The sequence below is a fragment of the Polaromonas sp. P4_F6 genome (assembly GCF_056401275.1).
The window spans coordinates 818,809-841,399 of sequence record NZ_JBFUJQ010000001.1 but is presented as its reverse complement, the minus strand read 5'-3'; the positions used below and the strand labels follow the sequence as shown (position 1 = coordinate 841,399).

23 protein-coding genes are annotated in these 22,591 nt (G+C 65.8%); 6 read left to right on the top strand and 17 right to left on the bottom strand.

The genetic code is table 11. The features are described from left to right. Nucleotides 1-117 precede the first annotated feature (117 nt). A complete protein-coding gene (locus tag AC1DUN_RS04025; protein ID WP_477712813.1) occupies nucleotides 118-828 on the bottom strand; it encodes a glutathione S-transferase family protein in 711 nt (236 codons plus the stop codon). Between the two features lie 32 nt (nucleotides 829-860). Beyond that, a complete protein-coding gene (locus AC1DUN_RS04020) occupies nucleotides 861-1,451 on the bottom strand; it encodes a methylated-DNA--[protein]-cysteine S-methyltransferase (protein ID WP_477712812.1) in 591 nt (196 codons plus the stop codon). 132 nt (nucleotides 1,452-1,583) lie between these two features. Between AC1DUN_RS04020 and AC1DUN_RS04015 the strand changes: the two genes are divergently transcribed. Beyond that, nucleotides 1,584-2,138, top strand: a complete 555-nt coding sequence (locus AC1DUN_RS04015; RefSeq protein ID WP_477712811.1) for a bactofilin family protein — start codon at nucleotides 1,584-1,586, stop codon at nucleotides 2,136-2,138. A gap of 104 nt (nucleotides 2,139-2,242) precedes the next feature. Here AC1DUN_RS04015 and AC1DUN_RS04010 read toward each other — a convergent pair whose 3' ends face one another. The 7 genes from AC1DUN_RS04010 to purU all read right to left on the bottom strand — a co-directional run bounded on the left by AC1DUN_RS04010 (nucleotide 2,243) and on the right by purU (nucleotide 9,111). Continuing rightward, nucleotides 2,243-2,968: an LrgB family protein gene (locus AC1DUN_RS04010; RefSeq protein ID WP_477712810.1), complete on the bottom strand. Its 726-nt coding sequence runs from the start codon at nucleotides 2,966-2,968 to the stop codon at nucleotides 2,243-2,245. Next, nucleotides 2,961-3,332, bottom strand: a complete 372-nt coding sequence (locus AC1DUN_RS04005; RefSeq protein WP_477712809.1) for a CidA/LrgA family protein — start codon at nucleotides 3,330-3,332, stop codon at nucleotides 2,961-2,963. The genes AC1DUN_RS04010 and AC1DUN_RS04005 overlap by 8 nt, the downstream gene beginning before the upstream one ends. 12 nt (nucleotides 3,333-3,344) lie before the next feature. Next, the gene (locus AC1DUN_RS04000) at nucleotides 3,345-4,508 is read right to left on the bottom strand and encodes a serine hydrolase domain-containing protein (protein WP_477712808.1); all 1,164 of its coding nucleotides are present in this window, start codon (nucleotides 4,506-4,508) and stop codon (nucleotides 3,345-3,347) included. Nucleotides 4,509-4,698: 190 nt separating this feature from the next. Beyond that, entirely contained in the window at nucleotides 4,699-6,201 is a 1,503-nt protein-coding gene (locus AC1DUN_RS03995) for an FAD-linked oxidase C-terminal domain-containing protein (protein ID WP_477712807.1), read from the bottom strand. 94 nt (nucleotides 6,202-6,295) lie between these two features. Next, a complete protein-coding gene (locus AC1DUN_RS03990; RefSeq protein WP_477712806.1) occupies nucleotides 6,296-7,078 on the bottom strand; it encodes a carbonic anhydrase family protein in 783 nt (260 codons plus the stop codon). 279 nt (nucleotides 7,079-7,357) lie between these two features. Then, the gene (locus AC1DUN_RS03985; protein WP_477712805.1) at nucleotides 7,358-8,257 is read right to left on the bottom strand and encodes a LysR substrate-binding domain-containing protein; all 900 of its coding nucleotides are present in this window, start codon (nucleotides 8,255-8,257) and stop codon (nucleotides 7,358-7,360) included. A gap of 5 nt (nucleotides 8,258-8,262) precedes the next feature. Then, nucleotides 8,263-9,111: a formyltetrahydrofolate deformylase gene (purU, locus tag AC1DUN_RS03980; protein WP_477712804.1), complete on the bottom strand. Its 849-nt coding sequence runs from the start codon at nucleotides 9,109-9,111 to the stop codon at nucleotides 8,263-8,265. A gap of 89 nt (nucleotides 9,112-9,200) precedes the next feature. On the opposite strand from purU, the gene aptA reads away from it, so the two are divergent. Then, nucleotides 9,201-10,541 carry an omega-aminotransferase AptA gene (gene aptA, locus AC1DUN_RS03975; protein ID WP_477712803.1) on the top strand — a complete coding sequence of 447 codons (1,341 nt, stop codon included), beginning with the start codon at nucleotides 9,201-9,203 and terminating at the stop codon, nucleotides 10,539-10,541. 27 nt (nucleotides 10,542-10,568) lie between these two features. On the opposite strand, the gene AC1DUN_RS03970 is transcribed toward aptA, so the two are convergent. Beyond that, nucleotides 10,569-11,429 (bottom strand): ChaN family lipoprotein, encoded by an 861-nt coding sequence (locus AC1DUN_RS03970; RefSeq protein ID WP_477712802.1) that lies wholly within the window; start codon nucleotides 11,427-11,429, stop codon nucleotides 10,569-10,571. Nucleotides 11,430-11,475: 46 nt separating this feature from the next. Between AC1DUN_RS03970 and AC1DUN_RS03965 the strand changes: the two genes are divergently transcribed. Beyond that, nucleotides 11,476-12,588, top strand: coding sequence for an AbrB family transcriptional regulator (locus tag AC1DUN_RS03965; RefSeq protein ID WP_477712801.1), 1,113 nt, complete (start codon nucleotides 11,476-11,478; stop codon nucleotides 12,586-12,588). A gap of 136 nt (nucleotides 12,589-12,724) precedes the next feature. Here AC1DUN_RS03965 and AC1DUN_RS03960 read toward each other — a convergent pair whose 3' ends face one another. From AC1DUN_RS03960 to AC1DUN_RS03950, 3 genes are all read right to left on the bottom strand, one after another. Continuing rightward, nucleotides 12,725-13,006, bottom strand: a complete 282-nt coding sequence (locus tag AC1DUN_RS03960) for a BTH_I0359 family protein (RefSeq protein WP_477712800.1) — start codon at nucleotides 13,004-13,006, stop codon at nucleotides 12,725-12,727. Between the two features lie 179 nt (nucleotides 13,007-13,185). Next, entirely contained in the window at nucleotides 13,186-14,259 is a 1,074-nt protein-coding gene (locus AC1DUN_RS03955) for a DUF3108 domain-containing protein (protein WP_477712799.1), read from the bottom strand. Beyond that, on the bottom strand, nucleotides 14,256-15,107 hold the full coding sequence (locus AC1DUN_RS03950) for an IclR family transcriptional regulator (protein WP_477712798.1): 852 nt from the start codon (nucleotides 15,105-15,107) through the stop codon (nucleotides 14,256-14,258). The genes AC1DUN_RS03955 and AC1DUN_RS03950 overlap by 4 nt, the downstream gene beginning before the upstream one ends. Before the next feature lie 151 nt (nucleotides 15,108-15,258). Here AC1DUN_RS03950 and AC1DUN_RS03945 point away from each other — a divergent pair, with 151 nt between their 5' ends. Beyond that, nucleotides 15,259-16,242: a fumarylacetoacetate hydrolase family protein gene (locus AC1DUN_RS03945; protein ID WP_477661492.1), complete on the top strand. Its 984-nt coding sequence runs from the start codon at nucleotides 15,259-15,261 to the stop codon at nucleotides 16,240-16,242. Between the two features lie 109 nt (nucleotides 16,243-16,351). Here AC1DUN_RS03945 and AC1DUN_RS03940 read toward each other — a convergent pair whose 3' ends face one another. Continuing rightward, nucleotides 16,352-17,527 carry a toxin-antitoxin system YwqK family antitoxin gene (locus AC1DUN_RS03940; RefSeq protein ID WP_477712797.1) on the bottom strand — a complete coding sequence of 392 codons (1,176 nt, stop codon included), beginning with the start codon at nucleotides 17,525-17,527 and terminating at the stop codon, nucleotides 16,352-16,354. After that, the gene (locus AC1DUN_RS03935; protein ID WP_477712796.1) at nucleotides 17,524-18,129 is read right to left on the bottom strand and encodes a MarC family protein; all 606 of its coding nucleotides are present in this window, start codon (nucleotides 18,127-18,129) and stop codon (nucleotides 17,524-17,526) included. The genes AC1DUN_RS03940 and AC1DUN_RS03935 overlap by 4 nt, the downstream gene beginning before the upstream one ends. A gap of 155 nt (nucleotides 18,130-18,284) precedes the next feature. On the opposite strand from AC1DUN_RS03935, the gene AC1DUN_RS03930 reads away from it, so the two are divergent. Both AC1DUN_RS03930 and AC1DUN_RS03925 read left to right on the top strand, forming a co-directional pair. Next, nucleotides 18,285-19,133: a PhaM family polyhydroxyalkanoate granule multifunctional regulatory protein gene (locus AC1DUN_RS03930; protein ID WP_477712795.1), complete on the top strand. Its 849-nt coding sequence runs from the start codon at nucleotides 18,285-18,287 to the stop codon at nucleotides 19,131-19,133. Between the two features lie 54 nt (nucleotides 19,134-19,187). Beyond that, nucleotides 19,188-20,480: an FIST signal transduction protein gene (locus AC1DUN_RS03925; protein WP_477712794.1), complete on the top strand. Its 1,293-nt coding sequence runs from the start codon at nucleotides 19,188-19,190 to the stop codon at nucleotides 20,478-20,480. On the opposite strand, the gene AC1DUN_RS03920 is transcribed toward AC1DUN_RS03925, so the two are convergent. Continuing rightward, the gene (locus tag AC1DUN_RS03920; RefSeq protein ID WP_477712793.1) at nucleotides 20,477-21,634 is read right to left on the bottom strand and encodes a hypothetical protein; all 1,158 of its coding nucleotides are present in this window, start codon (nucleotides 21,632-21,634) and stop codon (nucleotides 20,477-20,479) included. The two genes, AC1DUN_RS03925 and AC1DUN_RS03920, sit on opposite strands and share 4 nt — an antisense overlap. Nucleotides 21,635-21,855: 221 nt before the next feature. Further along, nucleotides 21,856-22,587 (bottom strand): helix-turn-helix domain-containing protein, encoded by a 732-nt coding sequence (locus tag AC1DUN_RS03915; RefSeq protein ID WP_074579254.1) that lies wholly within the window; start codon nucleotides 22,585-22,587, stop codon nucleotides 21,856-21,858. Nucleotides 22,588-22,591 lie beyond the last annotated feature (4 nt).

The window sequence follows — 22,591 nt, the reverse complement described above, 5'->3', positions numbered from 1 at the left end:
TATGACCCGGCCTGCGCGTCTTGGAGTTGTTGGCGTGGCCGGGTCGCCAGTTTGCGCCAAAGCGGCGCTTTTTGCATGGCTCATTTGCAGCAGCCATGCTGATGGCAGGCCTGAAACTCAGTCGCCTTGCAGCATGGCCGCCATAAAGGCAGGCAAAGGCCGGCCATGGCCGTCATACAGCAGGTATTCGGCCATGGGCCGCAGCACCTGCCGCACCGAGGGGCGCGCGCTCATCCTGCCCCGCCAGGCCAGCAGCCGCGGCGTTTCGGCGGTGAGAGGGGCGCTCATGCGCTCGCCGAACACCATGGCCATGTAGAGGGCGATGTCGGCATTGGAAAAATCCCCGAGCATGTAGTCCTGCTCGCCCAGCAGCGCTTCGAGGTAGCGGTAAAAATCCCGCGCGCCCTGCAGCGCCGCGACGGCCTGCGGGTCGTCCAGCCTGTCCTGCAGGCCCATGAGCTTGATGACGTGCGGAAAGTAGACCTCGTCCGAGCGGTGCTCCAGCTGGCGGGCCAGTGCGCGCTGGCGGATGCCGGTGAGCCACAGCGCCGGTTCGGGCCGCAGGTCTTCAAGGTATTCCAGGATCTGCGTGGAGTCGAAGATCTCCACGTCGCCGTGCACCAGCACCGGCACCTGCTTCTTGGGGTTGATGCGCACCACCTCCGGATCCTTGGGCGAATAGCCCTGGGCCTGCGAGAAAGGCACCATGACGACCTCCAGGGTGATGCCTTTTTCGATGGCGGCGATCTGCACCTTGGCGCCGAACATGCTGAGGCGGGCCGAGTACAGGCGTATGGATGGCGATGCGGAATTGGGTGTGGAGGCCATGGGTGTGGGTGTTTCGTATGAAGCCAAAAAATTCAATGTGAGGAAGGCGGCGGCTCACGGTCAAACAGGCCGGGCGCGCCGCCTATCTCGGCGCCCTCGATCAGCAGCATGCGCAGCTTGGTCGACACGCCGCCGGGCGCCGAAAAGCCGCCCGAGCGCGCGCCCGAAGCCAGCACGCGGTGGCAGGGCACGATGACCGGAAAAGGGTTGTGGCCCAGCGCCTGGCCCACGGCGCGCGACGCACCGGGCTCGCCCAGCAGGGCGGCGATCTCGCCATAGGTCTTGGTCTTGCCCGGCGGGATGTCCTGCGCGGCCGCATAAACGCGCCGGTGAAAGGGCGTCTCGTGGCGCAGGTCCAGCGCGCAAAAGCGCAGGTCGCGGGCCTCGCCTTCGAACAGGGCCACCATGGCGTCTATGGCTTGCTGCATGGCGGGCGGCGGCGCGGCGGCCTCCAGCAAGGGGAACTGCCGGTGCAGTCGCGACAGCATGCGGCCTTCGGTCTGCTCGGGCAGGCGCACGGCGGCGATGCCGTGTTCGTTCCATACCAGCGCGCACTGCCCGATGGCGGTGGCGAAAAGCGTGAAGCCGTGAGGTTCGCTGTCGGCAATCATGGTGCGCCACATGCTACACGCCTAGGCTGTTCCCGGGACATCTGAGGGGGAATGTAAGAATTAATTTCGTTACCTCTCTTGCATGCTGCTCAAGCTTTTAATTTTTCGCAGACGTACCATGCCTTCTTTTTTGAAGGAACTCACATGGCAACACCGTTCTTTGGCAAGCGAGAAAACGAGACACCGACGGGCCTGCGCAACAGCCCCGGAAACGGCTACAGCAATACCGGCTCCGCCAGCACGCTGCATTCGGCCCCGCTGTCCGGCCAGCAGAACAATGCCGCCAAAGCCGTGAGCGAAGCTTCGCCCTCCACCACCGCCACCAAGGAAGGCGGCAGCAAGCTGACGGTGGGGCCCAACATCAAGCTCAAGGGCGTGGAGATCACCGATTGCGACACCCTGGTCGTCGAAGGCCTGGTGGAAGCCACCATGGATTCGCGCGTGATCCAGATCTCCGAGCAGGGCGCCTTCAAGGGCTCGGCGGAAATCGACGTGGCTGAAATCCGCGGCGAGTTCAACGGCAACCTCACGGTGCGCCAGAAGCTGGTGATCTACTCGACCGGCAAGGTCACGGGCATCATCCGCTACGGCAAGCTGGTGATTGAAGAAGGCGGCCAGCTTTCGGGCGAGATTTTGTTCGGCGCACTGGCTGCGGCAAAACCCGCCAGCGTGGTAAAGCCGGGTTTGCAGGCGGTGTAGGAGACTTAGAGCCATAAAAGGGCGCGGCCCAGCCGCGCCAGTGAAGAAGCCTCATCACTTCCCGCCGTTCGCGACGGGAAGTGATGTGGCGTTTTCGCGTGTGGCTACAGGAAGCGAAACAGCAACGGTATCAACGCGGAGGCCAGCACCACCTGCAGGCCCAGCGCCAGGCCGGCATAGGCGCCCGCATCGGCATTGACCTGCAGCGCACGCGCCGCGCCCAGGCCGTGTGACACCGTGCCCAGCGCGAAGCCGCGCGCGGCCCAGCCCTCGGCGTCACGCGGAATCCGCAGGGCGTCAAACAGGTATTTGCCGCTGAGCGCACCCACCAGGCCGGTGATCACCGCGAACACCGCCGCCAGCGCGGGGATCCCGCCTATTTTTTCAGCGATGCCCATGGCCACCGGCGCGGTGACCGATTTGGGCGCGAGCGACAAGGTCACTTCCGCAGGCAGGCCCAGCGCCCAGCCCATCAGCAGTGCGGAGCCGCCGGCCGCGATGCCGCCGGCCAGCGCGGCCAGCAAGAGCCGGCCCCAGCGCCGCCGCAGTTCCTCGCGGCGCAGCCACAGCGGCCAGGCCAGCGCCACCACCGCGGGGCCCAGCAGGAAATGGATGAACTGCGCGCCCGCGAAGTAGGTGGGATAAGGCACGCCGGTGGCCAGCAGTGCGCCGGCCAGGCACACCACCGTCCAGAGCACCGGGTTGGCCCAGGGCGCCTGCCCCAGGCGGGCATACAGCGCTTGCGCCAGCACATACACCACCAGCGTGGCCGTCAGGCCGAACAGTGGCGTGGCCGACAGGTAGACCCAGAGTTCGACAAATTTAGGCATGGGGCGGGTCCTTGGGGGCGGCCTCGCTGCGGTCCCGCAACAGGTGCAGGGTCAACACCGTGACCAGCAGACCGGCCAAAGTGGACAGCACCACGGCCAGCAAAATGCGTGCGCCGTACTGGCTGACCAGCGAAAGATGGGTCATGACCCCCACGCCGACGGGCACAAAGAGTAACGAAAGGTGCGAGAGCAGAAAGTCTGCGCACACTGACACAGGGCTTCGCACCAGCTCTGAACGCAGGGCCAAGAGCAGCAAAACCATGCCTATCACCGGCCCCGGGAAGGGCAGGGAAAAGCCGCGCGACAACAGTTCCCCCATCGATTGAAAAACCAGTAACCAGGCCAATCCGCGCAGCGCTGTCATCGCGTCAAGCCTTTAGGGGTTGTTGGCAAACAGGTCTCCTTGCGGCCATTCCTTGACCGCATTGGCCGCGCCCCACAGCGCCTGGTCTATGTCCTTGAAGAAGGCGCGGCGCTCGGCATGCTCGGGCCTGGAATTGAAGGCCACCACCCAGGCATAACCCTGCCGGGTCCTGAGTGCCAGGGTTTGCAGGCCCGGCTGGCTGCCGGTGTGCCACCAGTTGTCGCCCTTGTCGCTTCTGACCACATGGATGCCCGCCCCGTAGAAGGCGCGCGGGTTGCCTTCTTTGGCCAGCACAGGCTCGCTGCGCATGGCCCGCAGGGACTCTTCATTGAGCAGGCGCTTTCCCCGGGCGCCGTCTATCGCCAGGAAAAATTTCAGGACCTCCGTCGGCGTCGCAATCCAGGCACCCAGCGCATCCATGTTTTCGACCGAATAGGAGCCATAGGGGCTGGGCACGTTCGCGTTCGAGACGCCGGGCGCGCCTCGCTGCAGCGGCTCGCCGGGAAATGGGTAGTACTTGGTTTCGCCGGGCCGGCTTTCGGTGCTGCTGGCGGCCTGAAAGCCTTTGCCGATGACGGGCTGCAGAAACTCCCGGCTGCTAAAAGCCCGGTAGGACTCGCCGCTGACGATCTCCACCACTCTCCCCAGCATGCAATAGCCGGTGTTGGAATAGGCAAAACGCTCGCCGGGCGTGAAGTCCAGTTTCTCCTGCAGCGAATCGCGGATGATGGCGTCGCAGCTGACGGGCGACACGCCTTGCCGGCGGGCAATCTCCCTGAGCCGCGGCTGGAAGAAGGGGTCACCCGAACGCTCGCGGTCAAACCCGCCCGAATGCTGCAGCAGGTGGCGTATGCGGATGTCCCCGGCACGTGAGTCGGCGGGCGGCTTGGACGTTATCCCGGCTTTCTCGAACAGGGGCAGCACCGCGTCGTCCAGCTTCAGTTTCCCGTCCTCCGCAAGCTTGAGCACCATGACCGCCGTCAAGGTCTTGTTGATGCTGCCCATGCGGGTGAGGGTTTGCGGCGTCATGGCCTCCTGTTTGTCCTTGTCGGCATACCCATAGCCCTTGGCAAGCAGCAGCCTGCCGTCCTTGGCCACGGCCAGGCTGGCGCCGGGGATGTCGTGTTTCTTCATGACCTCCAGCACGGCCTTGTCGAAGGACTCGAGGTTGGGCAATGAAGAGCCTTGTTGGCAGAGCCCCGATTGCGGAAGCCATGCGAGCAAGACGCCTGCGAGGGCGCAAAGAAGCCGTCCAGGTGTGGTGAGGGAAGTGCTGGCGCCGCTGGGCCGTGTTGTGTGCATGACCTTGCCTCGGTTTTTTTGCGCAGTCTCCGTGATCCCGATCCGGCCGTGCCCCGGCCCTTGTTTAGAACCGCGGCAAGTCAGGATGTTTGATCTGCCCGGCCCGCACCAGCATTTTTCCGTACTCGGCGCAGCGGTTCAAGGTGGGGATCACCTTGCCGGGGTTGAGCAGGCCCTTGCTGTCGAAAGCGCGTTTGACGCCGAACATTTGCTCGTTTTCCTCGGCCGAAAACTGCACGCACATGGAGTTGAGTTTTTCCACGCCCACGCCGTGCTCGCCCGTCACCGTGCCGCCCATGGCGACGCTGGTTTCCAGGATGTCGGCGCCGAAGAGTTCGCAGCGGTGCAACTGGTCGGGGTCGTTGGCGTCGAACAAAATCAGCGGGTGCAGGTTGCCGTCGCCCGCGTGGAACACATTGGCGCAGCGCAACTGGTACTTCTTTTCCATCCCGGCGATCGCCAGCAGAATGTCGGCCAGGCGCTTGCGCGGGATCGTGGAGTCCATGCACATGTAGTCGGGGCTGATGCGGCCCGAGGCCGGGAAGGCGTTCTTGCGGCCGCTCCAGAAGCGCAGTCGTTCGGCTTCGTCGCGGCTCACCGCGATGGCGGTGGCGCCGCAGCGGCGCAGCACTTCGCTCATGCGGCCTATCTCTTCCTCAACCTCCTCGGGCGTGCCGTCGCTTTCGCAGAGCAAGATCGCTTCGGCGCTGAGGTCGTAGCCGGCATGCACAAAATCCTCCACGGCGGCCGTCATGGGCTTGTCCATCATTTCCAGCCCGGCCGGGATGATGCCGGCGGCGATCACGGCGGCCACGGCATCACCGGCTTTGCGCAGGTCGTCAAAGCTGGCCATGATGCAGCGCGCCAGCCGGGGCTTGGGCACCAGCTTCACGGTGACTTCGGTGGTCACGGCCAGCATGCCTTCGCTGCCGATGATGATGCTCAGCAGGTCGAAGCCGGGGGCGTCGAGCGCCTCGCCGCCGAACTCGACATCTTCGCCTTCAATCGTGAAACCCTTGACCTTGAGCACGTTGTGTACCGTCAGGCCGTACTTGAGGCAGTGCACGCCGCCCGAGTTCTCGGCGACGTTGCCGCCTATGGTGCAGGCGATCTGGCTGGAAGGGTCGGGCGCGTAATACAGGCCCAGCGGCGCGGCTGCCTCGGAGATCGCGAGGTTGCGCACGCCGCCCTGCACCACGGCCGTGCGGCTGGCGGCGTCCAGCTTCAGGATCTTGTTGAACTTGGCCAGCGACAACGTGACGCCCAGCTTGTGCGGCATGGCGCCGCCGGAAAGCCCGGTGCCGGCGCCGCGCGCAACCACCGGCACGTCCAGCGCATGGCAGGCCTTGAGCACGGCCTGTACCTGGCCATAGGTCTGGGGCAGGGCCACGACCAGCGGCCGCTGGCGGTAGGCGGTCAGGCCGTCGCATTCATAGGGCGTGGTGTCTTCGGCGTTCCAGAGCAGGGCATGCGCGGGCAGCACGGCCTGCAGCGCGCGCACCACCTGCGACTGCCGCTCTGATCTTTCAAGCAGGCTGTGTTGTTCAGGCGAGGCGGGGGCGTTCATGGTCTGGCTCCAAAGATGAAACCAGACTGTAGGCCAATCGGCCCCCGCCGGGTTGAAGAAATTTAAAGCCGTGCGTGAAATGCCACCCGGGGCTTCAGGACTTCGTGCCCGGGGCCTTGCTGGCGCCGGGCGTGTCGTAGAACTTGACCTTGCCGGTCTTCACGTCGTACATGGCGCCCACGATCATGATCTCGCCTTTTTGCTCCATCTCGCGCAGGATGGGGCTCTTCTCGCGGATGGTCTCGACCGTGAGCCGTACATTGCTCTCGGCCACCATCTCCACAAAGGCGTAATTCTTGGACGTGCGGTCCTTGATGTCGGCGGAGATCAGGTCTGCGGCCGGCTTGATCTTGCCGATCAGGCCGGTCAGGTTGCCCAGCTGGGCGTCGTCACACGCGCCCTTGATGGCGCCGCAGCTGGTGTGGCCCATCACCACCAGCAGTTTGGCGCCCACGACCTTGTGCGCGAATTCCAGGCTGCCCAGGATGTCTTCATTGACGATGTTGCCGGCCACGCGCGCGTTGAAGAGGTCGCCTATGCCCTGGTCGAACACGATTTCGGCCGGTGCGCGCGAGTCTATGCAGGACACCACGCTGGCCAGCGGGAACTGGCCGTCCGCCGTGGCCTTCATTTCCTTGAGGTAGTTCTGGTGGCGCGGCTTGCCCGAGACAAAGCGCGTATTGCCGGCCTTGAAGCGCGACAGGATTTGCGCGGGCGTCACGGCGTCCTGGCAGGCCTTGGCGTCCTGGATGGTACAGAAGGTGCCGGGTTTGACGGATTTGCCGGCCGCTTTGCCCTCGGCGTGAGCCAGGGGTGAAATGGCCAGCATGGAGAGCAGGATGCCGGCCAGACCGGCGGCTAATTGATTTTTTCTCATGAGAATTCCCCTCGTTGAACAAGTTGATTTTTTGACCATGCGCCGTTGGCCGGGTCCTCGTAGGGTGCCACGGCCAGCCCATCATAGGCATGAGGCGGTATGAGCGCAAAACCACTTGTCGGACGCATGGGATCCGTTAACGCTATCGGCGTACGCAAAATGCGCTACAAGTCAAAAAGGCCTTGAACAGGTGCAAAGCCCCGGCAGGGTGAGCGCTCGTTAAGGCTTTGCACGCCGGGTAGAGGCGTCCCATTCACGCGCTTGGGGGCCCTAGTACTGCTAGCCCAGGCTTTTTCGCAGCCAGTCGGCAAAAGCCGCGCATTCCCAGCGGTCCATGGTGCCGGTGCGCCAGCACAGGTAGTGCGCATGCGGGCTGGGGACATTGCCGGCGAAGACGGCGTTGCTGCCCAGGCGCACCAGCGAGCCGTTTTCCAGCCAGGGTGCGCCCAGCTTGAGGCGTATCAGCGCGATGCCCATGCCGGCCGCCGCCGCGTCGCACATCAGGCCGATGTCGTTGAACTGGGAGCCGTCGGCGGGCTCGGGCCAATCGAGTTTATGGGCGGCAAACCAGGTGCGCCAGGGCTCCAGCGGCGAACGCAGCAGGCTTTCGCCTTCCAGGTCTTCGGCCGCTTCAAAAGGGCCGTGCTCGCGCACAAAGGCGGGCGAGGCCAGCGGCGCGACTTCGTCCTTGCTCAGGCAGACGTGTTCGAGGTCGGCATAACGGCCGGTGCCGAAGCGCACGATGAGGTCGGCATCCTCGGCCACCACGTCCAGCAGCGGAATCGACACCTGCAAGGTCAGGTCGATTTCGGGGTAGGCATCGGTGAACTGGCGTAGCCGCGGAATCAGGATGGAGCGCGCAAAGGTCGGCGTGACCGCCAGGCGCAGCTTGCGTTTGCCGGGCGCGCTGCTCTGGCCGGCCGCGCCCGGAAATTTCTGCAAGGTGGCCAAGCCTTCGCGCACATGGGCCAGGTATTCGCTGCCCTCGGTGGTCAGCGAAAAATCGGCGCGCCCGAACAGCTTGGTGCCAATGATCTGCTCGAGCTGCTTGACGCGGTGGCTGACCGCGCTGGGCGTGACGCACAACTCCTCGGCCGCCTGGGTCACGCTGCGCAGCCGCGCCAGCGCCTCGAAGGTCAGAAGGCACTGGATCGGAGGAATGCGCGCCGGCGTGGCCATGGTGCTTATTTAAAAATCACGGTCTTGTGGCCGTTGAGCAGCACGCGGTGCTCGCTGTGCCACTTGACGGCGCGCGCCAGTACCTGGCTTTCGGTGTCGCGGCCCATGGCGGTCAGGTCTTCCACGGTCTTGCTGTGGTCGGCGCGTGCCACGTCCTGCTCGATGATGGGGCCTTCGTCGAGGTCGGCCGTCACATAGTGAGCGGTCGCGCCTATCAGCTTCACGCCGCGGTCATGCGCCTGGTAGTAAGGCTTGGCGCCCTTGAAGCTGGGCAGGAAGGAGTGGTGGATGTTGATGGCGCGGCCCGAGAGCTTCTGGCACAGCTCGTTGGAGAGCACCTGCATGTAGCGCGCCAGCACCACGAGTTCGGCGCCTTCGGACTCGATGATTTCCAGCTGCTTCGCCTCGGCCTGGGCCTTGGTAGCCGCCGTGACGGGGATGTGGTGGAAAGGAATGTTGTAGCTGGCCGCCAGCTGGTAGAACTCGCGGTGGTTGGAGACGATGGCGCGCACGTCGACCGGCAAGAGGCCCGACTTGCAGCGAAACAGCAGGTCGTTGAGGCAGTGGCCTTCCTTGCTGACCATGATGACCGTGCGCATGGGCTGGGTGGTGGCGTGCAGCTTCCAGCCCATGCCGAAGGGCTGGGCAAAGGCCTTGAGCCGGCTGGAGAGCTCCTCGTGGCTCAGCTTGTCGCAGGCGAACTGCACCCGCATGAAAAACAGGCCCGTGTCGTGGTCGTTGTATTGCGCGGCTTCTTCGATATTGCCGCCGTTGTCCAGCAGGAAGCCGGACACGGCATGAACAATGCCCATACGGTCCGGGCAGGACAGGGTGAGGATATAAGCGTGATTCATAGGGGATGAATTGTCGCAGGTGAGGCCGGCGTCCGCCCGGAAGTGCCAGAATGCCAGAACACCCCCATTTCAGATGCAGGAAACACGCCATGGCCTATCAGGACTTCAACATGGAGCACCACTGGCTCCCTTTCACGCCCAACCGCAGCTTCAAAAAGGACCCGCGCGTGTTCGTGGCCGCCGACGGCATGCACTTCACCACGCACGACGGCCGCCAGGTCATAGACGGGATATCCAGCCTGTGGTGCGTCGGCGCCGGCCACAACCGCAAACCCATCAACGACGCGATCAAGAAGCAGCTGGACACGCTGGATTACGCGACCGCCTTCCAGGCCAGCAACGACCAGGCCTTCAAGGCCGCCGAAGTCATCGCGGGCATGGCGCCCGGCGACCTCAACAAGGTGCTGTTCTGCAACTCGGGCTCGGAGGCGGCCGACACCTCGCTCAAGGTCGCGCTGGCCTACCACCGCGCGCGCGGCGAGGGCCACCGCAACATCTTCATAGGCCGCGAGAAGGGTTATCACGGCGTCGGCTTCGGCGGCATGAGCGTGGGCGGCATTCCGGCCAACCGCAAGGTCTACGGCGCCGCTCTGCTGCCGCGCGTGGACCACATGCGCTTCATCCACGACCCGGTCAACCATGCCTACATCAACGGCACAGAGCCGGTGTGGCAGGAGGACCTGCTGCTGGAACTCGAAAACCGCATCCTGCCGCTGCACGACCCCAGCAATGTGGCCGCCGTCATCGTGGAGCCGGTGGCCGGCAGCGCCGGCTGGTATTTGCCGCCCAAGGGCTATCTCAAGCGCCTGCGCGAGATCTGCGACAAGCACGGCATCCTGCTGATCTTCGACGAGGTCATCACCGGCTTCGGCCGCCTGGGCACGGGCTTCGGCGCCGACTACTACGGCGTGGTGCCCGACATGCTGAATTTCGCCAAGTGCGTAACCAACGGCGTGATCCCGCTGGGCGGCGTGATCTGCTCGGACCGCATCTACGACGGCATGATGAACGCCAACAGCGGCGCGCCTGAGCATGCCATCGAGTTTTTCCACGGCTACACCTATTCGGGCCATCCGGTGGCCTGCGCGGCGGCGATCGCGACGCTCAACCTGTTCAAGGAAGAAAAACTCTACGAGCGCGCCGGGCAAATGGGCAAGGTGCTGGGCGATGCCATGCACAGCGGCCTCAAGGGCCTGCCCAATGTGGTCGGCATACGCGCCCTGGGCCTGGCCGGCGCGGTGGAACTGGCGCCCGTGGCCGGCGCGCCCGGCAAGCGCGCCTACGACGTCTTCATGGAGTGCTTCCACCACGGCGTGCTGGTGCGGCCGGCGGCCGACAACATCGTGGTCTGCCCACCCTATATCGTCGAGAACGCGCACATAGACCGCATCGTCAACGTGGTGGCCGACGCGATCCGCAAACACGCCTGAAGCATCAGGCGCGGCTGCAGCCGGCGCTCAGGGCTTGGGCATTAGTTTGTCCAGGCCCGCGCAGTAGTCTTTTTCGGGCAGCGCGGGCGTTTCCCACACGGCATCGAAGGCCTCGGCCTGGTCGCTGGCCGCCGCGCCGCCGGCGCGCAGGCGAACGGCTTTGGCCTTCACATCGGCAGGCAGGTGTTGCGGCACGCCCAGCTGGCGGTCCGCGTGGCCGCTGCCGGCCAGCAGTACCACGGTTTTTCCCGGCAAGGCGGCCTGGGCCAGGGTGTTGGCCATGGTGATGTCCTTGGCGATCTGCAGGCGCGCCATGGGCGTGACCTGGCTCTCGGGTAGCAGGTTGCAGTGGCCGCTGCGCATCAATTGCTGCTGCGCCTTCAGGGCCGGGCCCGGCAGCTGCAGGTCCAGCCGGCTGTCGGCCATGCGGGCCGGCATCAGCGCGCGCGGCAGGTTGGCGCCCAGCACCGGCACGCCGGCGCGCACGGCCGCCATCACCGCGGGGCCGTAGGCGGCCCAGGGCCAGCCTTTGTCGTTCCAGGCCAGTGCGTTGCGCACCTGCTGCTCGGTGGCGCTGGGCTTGAGCGCCGAGGTGCTGGCGCCGGTGTCGGCCATTTCCAGCGCCAGCGCGGCCAGCGTGCCGCGCGCGGCCAGCAGGGCGACGACCTGCTGCTGGATCTCATGATGTTCGGCCGCATCGTGCTGTTCGCCGAGGATCAGGACCTCCGCCGGAAGCACGGCCTCCAGCCGGGCCGATGTTTGCGCGCTGTCGCCGCCGGGCGCCTGCAGCATGGGCGCCTCGGGCCGGCCCGCGCAGCCGGCGGCCAGGGCCATCGCGGCCGTGCACAGCAGCCATGCCAAAGGACGAGGGGCGGCAAAATAAGGCATCGTTGGATACTACTCCAGCCGGTTTTTGTCGGCCGCGCCCCAAGCCATGCTGTCCTTTCCCCTCCCTGCCCGCGCTTTTTCCGCGCGCGTCGTCCTGACGCTGCTCATGGCCTGGGCCGCCGCCTCCCTGTGTGTCTGGCTGCGCACGCCCCTGCCCTGGATGATTGGCCCGCTGCTGGCGACCGCTGTGGCCTCCATGCTGGGCGGCCCGACGGCCAGCTGGACGCCGCTGCGCAACACCGGGCAATGGGTGATCGGCTGCGCGCTGGGCCTGTACTTCACGCCCCAGGTTGTCACCCTGCTGGCCGGCCTGTGGTGGGCGATTGCGCTGAACATTGCCTGGGCATTGGCCCTGGGGCTGGCTTTTGGGGCCTGGCTTTACCGGGTGCACCATGGGCCCGGGCCGTTCCAGGTCAAAGGGCTTTCTCGCATCACAACCTACTTTGCCGCGCCCATAGGCGCAGCCTCGGAAATGACGCTGATGGCCGAGCGCCACGGCGCGCAGACCGACCTGGTGGCCTCGGCGCACAGCCTGCGCGTGCTGCTGGTCACGCTGGTCATTCCCTTTGGTTTCCAGTGGGCGGGCCTGCACGGGCTGGACGCCACCTTGCCGGGCGCGCGCGTGGTGCAGTGGCCGGGTCTGGCCCTGCTGGCCGTGCTGACCGGCGCAGGCTGCTGGGTCATGCTCAAGCTGGAGCGCACCAACCCCTGGTTCATAGGCGCCCTGGTGGTGTCGCTGCTGCTGACGGCTTTTGGCTTCACGCTCTCAGCCCTGCCGCAATGGATGACCAATGCCGCGCAACTCGTCATAGGCATCAGCCTGGGCGTGCGTTTTACCAGCGGCTTTGTGCACATGGCGCCGCGCTGGCTGGGCTCGGTGGCGCTGGCCACGGTGGGAATGATCGCGCTGTGCGCGGGGTTTGCGTGGTCGCTGGCCCAGTTCACCAGCCAGCACTGGGCCACGCTGTTGCTGGGCACCTCACCCGGCGGCATCGCCGAAATGGCCATCACGGCCAAGGTCTTGCAGCTGGGTGTGCCGGTGGTCACGGCCTTTCACGTCACCAGGCTGGCGGCCGTGCTGCTGCTGGCTGAACCCATGTACCGGTGGATTTACGAGAAGCGCTTGGCAGCGCAAACTGAAAGCCCGCCTGCTGAGTGACAAGAAAAAAGGGCATAGAGCGACGGGGAGGCCCCCTCTTCACCAGCAGGGGCCGCGGAACCGGCTTTGCCGGGCCGCAGGCGCAGCGGCCCCCTCGGGGGGCAGGGAGCTACACGCAGTGAGCGACCGTGGGGGCTCAGTGCATCGACATGGGCGTATTGGCCAGCCCGCTATAGCCCTCCAGCGTATCTTCGATTTCTTCCTGCGTGGGCGTGTTCTGTGCCCATGCGCTCAAACGTTGTTGGAACATTTCGGCCCAGGAGCCGTCCAGGTAGACCTCTTTGCCCGAGCGCTTGTCCACGATTTCAAAGCCGTGGCGGGCCAGCTGGGGAATGGCGGGCGCGGGCGCGGATTCTTCCGGCGCGTTCGCGTGAATCTGCAGCACGGCAAAGGAGTCGGAGTCGTAAAGCATGTGCATGGTGAAGTCCTTTCTCGTCAGATAGCTACGATGAGGCCAAGTTCAAGAGTCCGCACCATCCGGTATGCAAGTGTTCGGTAAAGACGCGCGACATCGTGTGAAACCGCACATAAAGCGGGCACCAGCGTGCGGCATTCGCAACGCGGTTCAGCGCGGCCCAGCGTGGGATAAGGGGGCCCTCAACCCTTGCTGAGGGCGCTGAGCTGCTGGTCGATGAAATCCCCATTGGACTGCGTGATCTTGTTGCGCACCGGCAGGTAGCCCAGCGAAGGCGCGTACCAGATCTCGACCTTCTGGTCGAATTCGCGCCGCGGCTGGCGCGTGAGCTTGACCGCGGCCAGTTCGCCGAAAGGCAGGGAGATTTTTTCCTCGGCTTCCACCAGGAAAGTCCAGGTTTCGGCATCGCGCGGGCCCACGGTGTAGATCGAGATGGTCGACCCCGCCGGGAAGCCGGCCGGGTTGCCCGCCAGCATGCCGCCCAGTTGCATGAACACGCTGACCCGGTCCTGCGCACCCTTGACCCAGGGCAGCGTGGGCGTGTTGGCGCTGAAGCTGATCTGGTTTTTCCCGGACTCAAAATGCGCGGCCACTTCGGTTCGGGATTTGTCGGAAAAACGCGTGGGCGCCAGGCCCTCGGGGCTGAGCTGGCCGGTGCTGGCCATGCTGCGCGAACCGAGGAACGGGGCGCTGACGCGCATCAGGACGTCGTAGGCGTCGCCGCTATTCTGCCAGCGCAGCTCGGCGTTCGCGTGGTAGTTCAAGCCCTTGGCGCTGCCGGTCATTTTGTAGTCGAGCACGATGCTTGCGGGCAAGGCGATGGTGCTCACCGGCGCCTCGGCGGGGCCGGCGGGCGCTGCCCCGGATGCGCTCGCGGCGGGGGTTTCGGCCTGGGCGGCTGATTCCGCGAGCAGGTTTGTGGGGGGGGGCGCATCGGGCACATGGCTGGCCGGCCGCTGCTCGGGTAGCAGGACTGGCTCGGCATCACGGGGGTGTTGCGCGGGTTTTTTCCTGGCGGGCCTGGGCGCCGGTGCGGCCTCGGGCCGCGCAGCCGGCGGGGGCGCGGCCTGGCGCGGCGGCGGGATGCTGCGCGTCACAAAAGGCCGCGCGGGCGGCGGCGCGGCATCCCGTCCGAGGCCCAGGCGCATAGGCACCGAGGTCAGCACCAGCGTGTGCGCGACCAGCACCAGCACGGCCAGCAAGGCCAGTGCGCGCCGCGGCGGGGCGGGATAGGGGTAAGCGGCCAGCAGGCTCATGCCGCTTCGAAGCCCAGGTCGCGCGAAAGTTGCCGGGCCGCCGCCGCCAGCGGCCGGGCCACTACGCCGTCCCAGTCGGCGTCAAAGGTGGCCAGCGAGCCCAGCGCCACCATGCCCAGGGCCAGGTGGCCGTCGGCGTCGAAGACCGGCGCGCAAAAGCCGGCCACGCCCGGCAGCAATGTATTGACGGCGCGCGCCATGCCGCGGCGGCGAACGTCTTCCAGCACCTCGGCCAGGCCGGCCATGGTGGTGGGGACGTCCTGGCGCGCCAGCTTCTGGTTGCGCGCCAGTTCCTCCTTGACCAGCAGCGCCAGCCGGCCCTGCGGCTTGCCTGCGGCCAGCAGGCGCGGCGATGAAAACGCGGTAAAGCACAGGCCCGTGGCCGAAGACAGCAGCGGCATCACGTCGCCCAGCCGCAGGTTGACCGTCACGGCCCGCGGCGATTCTTCCCAGTGCACCAGCGTGGGCCCCTGGTTGCCCCAGACGGCCAGGGCCAGGGTCTGGCCGGTCTGCGCCATCAGGGGCTGCAGGCGCTGGCGGGCCAGCTTCACGCTGTCCAGCCTGGAAAGGGATGCAAGACCCAGCTTGAGCGCCGCCGGACCCAGGTCGTACAGCGTGGTGGCCGGGTCCTGGACCACCAGTCCCAGCCGCTGGAAACTCACCAGGTAGCGGTGGGCCTTGGCCGCGCTCATGCCGGCCGCCGCCGCCAGGTCGCGCAGCATCAGGGCGCCAGGCGAGGTGGAGAGCACTTCCAGCAGGGCAAAACCGACTTCGAGCGACTGTATGCCCGCGCGCTGCGGCGCCGTGCTGCGGCGTGCGGGGGCGGTGGCGCCGGGGCTTGCTTTCATGGGCTTGAAGGGCTTGACTAGAATTTCAGTTTCGCCGTGGGGCTGTGGATGCATGGATCGTAACGCGGGTCCGCCAGCCGCCGCCGGCCACGGCATACACGGCACAATCAAGGCCTGCGGCGAAAGCCGGCAGCCACCCACCAGGATATCGATGAAACTCGCCACTTACAAAGACTCTTCACGCGACGGCCAGCTCGTTGTGGTGTCGCGCGATCTCTCCACGGCCCATTATGCGACCGGCATTGCGGGCAAACTGCAGCAGGTGCTGGACGACTGGAACTTCATGTCGCCGCAGCTGCAGGACCTCTATGAAACGCTGAACAACGGCAAGGCGCGCCACGCCTTTCCCTTCGAGCCCTCGCGCTGCATGGCGCCGCTGCCGCGCGCCTACCAGTGGGCCGACGGCTCGGCCTACATCAACCATGTGGAGCTGGTGCGCAAGGCCCGCAACGCCGAAGTGCCCGAAAGCTTTTACAGCGACCCGCTGATGTACCAGGGCGGCAGCGACGATTTCATAGGTCCCTGCGACGACGTGGTGGTGGCCAGCGAGGACTTCGGCATCGACTTCGAGGCCGAGGTCGCCGTGATCACGGGCGACGTGCCCATGGGCGCCACGCCGGCCCAGGCGCTCGAAGGCGTGCGCCTCTTGATGCTGGCCAATGACGTTTCGCTGCGCAACCTGATCCCCAACGAGCTGGCCAAGGGCTTTGGCTTCTTCCAGAGCAAGCCGGCCACCGCTTTCAGCCCGGTGGCGGTGACGCCCGACGAGGTGGGCGATGCCTGGGACAAGGGCCGTTTGCACCTGACCCTGCAAAGCACCTGGAACGGCCGCAAGGTCGGCATGTGCGAGGCCGGCCCCGAAATGACCTTCCACTTCGGCCAGCTGATTGCTCACATCTGCAAGACCCGCAATGTGCGCGCCGGCAGCATCGTGGGCTCGGGCACCGTCAGCAACAAGGACTGGAGCCACGGCTACAGCTGCATCGCCGAAAAACGCGCGATCGAAACCATAGAGGACGGCAAGCCCAAGACCGAGTTCATGAAATACGGCGACACGATTCGCATCGAGGCCAAAGGCAAGGATGGGCAATCGGTCTTCGGTGCCATCGACCAAAAAGTTGTCGAGGCTGTCTGAGTCACCCTGAATAAGTCCAGCAGGGGCCGCGGAACCGGCTTTGCCGGGCCGCAGGCGCCGCCCCCTTGAGGGGGGAACAGGCTACACGCAGTGAGCCTGGACGGGGGTGTTATCTGGAATATGTTTTCCGCGAGCCGTCTTCAAAGACCGCATCGTCGCTCAGCAGCTTGCCTTCGTTGTCCCAGGTTTTTTCGCGCGTGATGCGGCCGCGGTCGTCGTAGCTCGATTCGGCCACCAGCTTTCCGGCTTCATTGAAGCGCTGGTGTGTGCCCAGCGGCAATTGCCGGTAGCGGCTGGAGTTGCTGTAGCGTCCTGTCCTGGCGACTGTTCCGTTGTCGAAGTAGTCGGTGGCTTGCAGCCAGGCGCTGTCGCCCTCGCCGCCGAACTCGGTTTTGCTGCGCGGCTGGCCGTTGAGGTAATAGGACTGGTCGTTCACCAGTTTGCCTTCGGACCATTTCCGGTCACGCGTCAGGGTGCCGCTGTCGGCGAATTCCTGCTCCCGCTCCTTGAGTGAATTCCTGGGGTTTTCACCGTCCAGCTTCCACTGGATTTCCCGCCGCTTGACGCCGGCGTTGTTGAAATGGCGCTCTATGCGGGTGCTGCCCGATACCTCGTCCAGGTAATCGGGCTTGCCGCTCTCGCCCAGTGTTTCATGGCGTATGCGTTTTCCCGCCAGGTAACTGCTGCTGCCGTTCAGCACGCCCCTGCTGCTGAACAGTTCGACCTTGGAGGCGCTGCCCGAAAAGCCGCACCAGCGGGCGTCGTCGGCCGGCGCCGCCAGCAGCGGCTTGTCGCCGCAGCGCATGGCCTGGAGCTGGCCGCGATCGTTGAATTCGGCATAGGCCTGCTCGACACTGCCGCCCGCGCGCGGCCCGTAAAACACGATGCGCCGCAGCTGCCCATTGGCGTGAAAGCTGCGCGCCAGGCCGGCCTCGGTGCCGTTGTCGTACACGGCGTCGCGCAGCACCTGGCCGTCCGCTGCGAATTCGCGCGCGCGGCCGTGCCGGTTGCCGCGCTCGTTTTCGCTGTATTCGCGCTGCAGCTTGCCGTTCTGGTAGGAGCGCACCAGGCCCATGAACTTGCCGCCCTGCAGTTCCTGTTCACGCACCAGCTGGCCCGAGTCCCGGTCCTTGCAGCGCATGATGCCGGTCTTGCCGGCGGTGGTGTTTCCGTTGTTGGGGTTGACGCTTTCGCCGTTGACTTCGCAGTCCTGCACGGCATGCGCCCAGGGCGAGGCCAGCGCGCAGGCGGCAAGAAGGACCAGGCGTTGCGCGGATGTTTTCATGCAGCGGCCCCGGTCTGGGTGATGAACAGCCGTATGCCGCGCAGCAACATCTCGACCGAAATCGCCACGAGGATCAAGCCCATGAGGCGCTCGAAGGCCATCATGACGCGGTCGCCGGCCACGCGCTGTATGCGCTCGGACAGCACCAGCACCACGGCGCAGACGGCCATGGTGACGCAGAGCGCGGCAACCCATTCAATCCGGCGCTCCGGCGCCTGCGACACCAGCAGCATCACGGTGGCCAGCGCCGACGGGCCGGCCAGCGCGGGAATGGCCAGCGGCACGATCAGCGGCTCGCCCAGCAGGGGCGCGGCCTCGGGCTGGTCCGAAGGGAAGATCATGCGCAGCGCAATCAGAAACATCACGACGGCGCCGGCGATCTGCAGCGACAGGTCGCTGAGGTTCATGAGGCGCAGAAACCCGTCACCGACGAACATAAAGGCCAGCAGCAGCAAAAAGGCGATCAGCACCTCGCGCAGGATGACGAACATGCGCCGCTCGGGCGCCACGCCTTTGAGGGCATTGGCAAAAATCGGGATGTTGCCGAAAGGGTCGGTGATCAGCAGCAGGAGCACCGTGGCGGAGGCGAAGGTATAGGCCATGGCGCAAGCTTATCAGGCCGTGCGCGCGGGCAAGGGCCAAAAACCGGTTGACGTCCCGCCCCGGCGCTGCACAATGAAGACAAGGGCGCGAGCCGGGATGCCCTGCCGCCCCGCCCTTCAATGCCATCATGCACAACATGCCAGGAGACACATTCATGAGTGACGCAGACAACCCTTCCTTCCCCGGTTTCGGCAAGCTGGTGCCCGGCTTTGATTTTCTGCAGAACCTGGCCAAACAGGCGGCCGGCAGCGCCACGCAAAGCATCCCGCAGTTGCCCAACCTCGGGAACTGGGTGGCGCCCACGCTCAACGTCGAGGAACTCGACAAGCGCATCGAGGAGCTCAAGGCCGTGCAGTTCTGGCTGGACCAGAACGCCACGGCGCTCAAGGCCACCATCCAGGCGCTGGAAGTGCAGAAAATGACCCTGGCCACGCTCAAGGGCATGAACTTCAACATGGGCGACGTGGCCAACGCCTTCAAGCTCAAGGTCGCCGACAGCGTGGCCGGCGGCGTGCAGCGTGTGGCCGACAAGGCCAGGACGTTTTCGGGGCTGGAAGTGCCGCCCTCGAGTTTTGGGACGGGCAAGCCCGCCGCCAAGGCCAAAGCCCCCGCCGCGGGCAAGGCCGCCGCCGCGCCGGCCGGGGTGGTCGACCCCATGCAGTGGTGGGGCGCGCTGACCCAGCAGTTCCAGGCGATCGCGACCGACGCGATGAAGGATGCGGCCAAGAAAACCGCGATGGACACGACCAAAAGCCTGGCCACCGGCCTGGCCAAGGACGCGATGAAAACCGCCACCGGCATGGCCACGGGCATGGCCCGCAACATGGCCGAAACGGCGGGCAAAACCATGGCGGGCGGCGCGCGCGCGGCCATGAACACCGCGCTGCGCAGCAGCCAGGGCTGGCCCACGCCGGCCGCCGGCAAGGCGCCTGCCAAACCCGCCGCCAAAACCAGAGCCAAGGCGCCGGCGCGCAAGGCGGCTGCGCGCAAAACCGCACGCTGAACCGCGCCGGATTCACCCCCGACTTCCACTTCCACTGAATTTCACCAGGACCCCATGAAGCTTTTCCCCTACGGCCACGCCACCCATCCGCAATGGCAGATGGCGGCCGGCCTGGTGCTGGCGCAGCTGCGCGCCTACCAGGCGCTGCCCGGCTACGCCAAGTCGCCCACGCTGGCGTTGCTTTACATCACCGACCATTACGCGGCCCATGCGCAGGACATCCTCGACCACCTGAGCGCCGAGTTGCCCGACATCACCGACTGGAGCGGCACGGTGGGCGTGGGCATCGCCTCCAACAATGTCGAGTACTTCGACGAGCCGGCCCTCACGGTGATGCTGTGCGAACTGCCGCACGACCAGTACCGGGTGTTTTCCGGTGTGTCGCCGCTGCCACCGGCCAGCAGCGGCCGCTTCAAGGCGCACACCGCGCTGGTGCACGCCGATGCCGGCACGCCCGATGTGGCCGACCTGATAGACGAGATGGCGCAGCGCACCCAGAGCGGCTATGTGTTCGGCGGCCTGGCCTCCAGCCGCTCCGGCACCGTGCAGTTCGCGCTCAGCGGGCACGGCAACGTCAAGGGCCAGGGCGCGGCCGGCGGCGTGTTCAGCGGCGGGCTCAGCGGCGTGGCTTTCGGCCAGGGCGCGGCGCTGATGTCGCGCATCACCCAGGGTTGCCGGCCAGTGTCGGCCGACCATGAAATCACTGCCTGTGAGTCCAATGTGGTGACGGAGCTTGACGGCAAGCCGGCGCTGGACGTCATGCTGGCGGACCTGGCCGTGTCGCTGGACCAGCCGCGCGAGGCGCTGGCCAAGGTGCGCACCACCCTGGTCGGCCTGAGCCGGCCGGCCGACATTCCCGATGACGGTGCAGCCCATGCCGCGGGCCGGCGCGCGGGCCAGTTCGGCGCCGAGGTGCGCGTGCGCCACCTGATAGGGCTGGACCCGTCGCGCCGGGGTATTGCCATCGCCGAGGTGCCGGCCGTGGGCATGAAGCTGGCCTTTTGCGAACGCAATATGGAAGCCGCGCGTGCCGACCTGATCCGTGTCTGTGCCGAAATCCGCGAAGAGCTGGAGCCCGAGGAAGTCACGCTGGAAGTCGCCAGCGCCTTGAGCGCCTCGGAAGCCGAATCGGCGCCGCATGCGGCCAGGCGTATTGCCGGCGCGGTCTACGTGAGCTGCTCAGGCCGCGGCGGGCCGCACTTCGGCGCGCCCAGCGCCGAGATGCAGATCGTGCGGCGCGCGCTGGGCGATGTGCCGCTGGTGGGTTTTTTTGCCGGCGGCGAAATCGCTCGCCATCACCTCTACGGTTACACCGGCGTGCTGACCGTATTTACGGCGCCCGCTTAGAGCACCTGCGCTTCGAGCAACTCCACCGGGTCGCCATAACGCGCGGCCAGCGCCACCACGGCCGGGTCGCGCAGTGCGCACAAAAAGCCGTCCTTGATCAAGGTGTTGCCGCCTGCGGTCACCGTCGCATCCAGCGTGATCAGGTCCATGTGCACCGGCGGCTCTTCCCAGTCGGGCATGACGCGGCGTATGTAGTCGCTGGGCTGGGCCAGGTCTATGCCGAAATGCAGCGCGCCGGGCGCGTTGGAGCCGGCCGGATAGACCGTGTGGCGCGGCGCCTTGGGGTTGAAGCCGCAGCCGCCACCTTCAATCATGCGGCCGCCCACCAGCATTTCGCGCAGGACCACGGCTTCTTCCGAGATGCCATCAACCGAGGAAATCGTGTCGCCTTCGAAACGCACGGCGATTTTTTCCTCAAAGGGCTTGGCAAAGCCGACCGCCCATTGCGGGTACAGCACGCCGGCCATGGGCACCACGGCCTTGAAGTCGTTTTTGACCGAGTTGTGGTCCCAGAGGTTGGGGCCGTGCGTGGGCAGGTAATGCACATAGCAGCCGTCCTCCTCGGCCGTCATCTGGCCGCGCCAGCGGTTCGTGGCCAGCTGGTTGGCGCGCATTTCCTGCGTGAAGCTGATGCGAAAGTCGCTGCCGCGCGGGTCGGTAAAGCGCAGGTCGAAGCCGCCCTCGGCCGGGTAGCGTGCCGCCGTGCCGCGGATGATCTCGCCGATGAGGTCGACCGGAAAGCGCGCCTGCGGCGTGTGCAGCAAATCGAGGTTGCGAAAGTAGGTGATCTTGACCCAGCGCTGGCCGGCGCGGCGCAGCTTGATGCACAAAGGATCGAGGATGGAGCAGAACCAGGTCGACACCACAAAAGTGGCTTTTTTGAGCATGGCATGCACTTCCTCGGGCACGGCCGTCACCTGGGTACTGGGCTCCATATAAACACGCACTTCGGCCCCGCGCGATTTGGCAATGCCGATCACCGCGTCGATCACCCGCGGGTCCAGCAGCGGGTCGGCCAGCATCAGCACCCGGTCCCCCGGGCGTATCGCCATCACGCGCGAAAAATTGTCCAGCGCCTGGAAAAAGTACTTGGTGTCGGTCAGATTGGCCGCCACGGGGATGGGCAGGCCGACGTAGGTGAAGCTCGAGTTCATCGCGGTTCCGTTAAGAATTGCATGCACAAAATTCGTGTTTCGGCTTAGAACGGCTGAATATTACCAGTAAGCGCGATATTTTCTTAGCTGACTAATGTAATTGCATGCAATTTATGCCGGGCCTACCCAGCCAGCGGGGGCCAAGGGTCCGGGTCCGCCGGCCCAAGGCGCCGCCCCCTTGAGGGGGAACAGGCTACACGCAGTGAGCCTGGACGGGGGTGTTACCTCCTCAATGCGGCAAAAGCCTCAAACTCCCAACTGCGCATCGCCAGCAGCAGCGTGAACCCCTCGCGGTCTTTCTCGCCCAGCTTCTGGTCCGTCTGGTGCTGCTGGGCAAAATCCTGGGCCACGCGCTGCATGCGCTCCAGGAAGGAGGGCGCCAGGCCGCGGCTGATGGAGCCATGCACCAGCAGCAGGCCTTCGCCCTCGCCGTCGAAGCCGCCGGAAAAATAGTCGAGCAAGGCGTTCTCGCGGAAGTAGTCCATCACCGGCCCATGCGGGCGCCAGCGAAAGGTCTTGGCGAGCTTGAGCCGGTAGCGGTTCAGCGGCTTGAGCTCGATGATGCCTATGCGGTCCAGCTGCGCCAGGTATTTGATGCACTCGGCCTCCGAGAGCCGGTAGCTGCTGGTGATCTGCTCCAGCGTCCATTGCGAAAGCACACAAATCGCGGTCAGCAGCAGCTTTTTGTCGGCCACCACGGCTTTTTCCTGTGCTTCGGTCAGTTCGGCCAGCAGCGGCTGGGTGTCGGCGATGCGCCTGGCGAGGTCGGCAAAGTCCAGCTTGAGCGCGCGGCAGATCGCGTCTATGCGCGACAGCGGCATGTCCCCTTTGGCCAGCATGCGCTTGACGCTGGATTCGGCCATGCCCAGTTTGGCGGCCAGGTCCGCGTAGGTCATGCGCGCGGCCTTGAGTTCTTTTTTAAGGACGGTGACGAGATCGGCGGTGGTGCTCATGGGT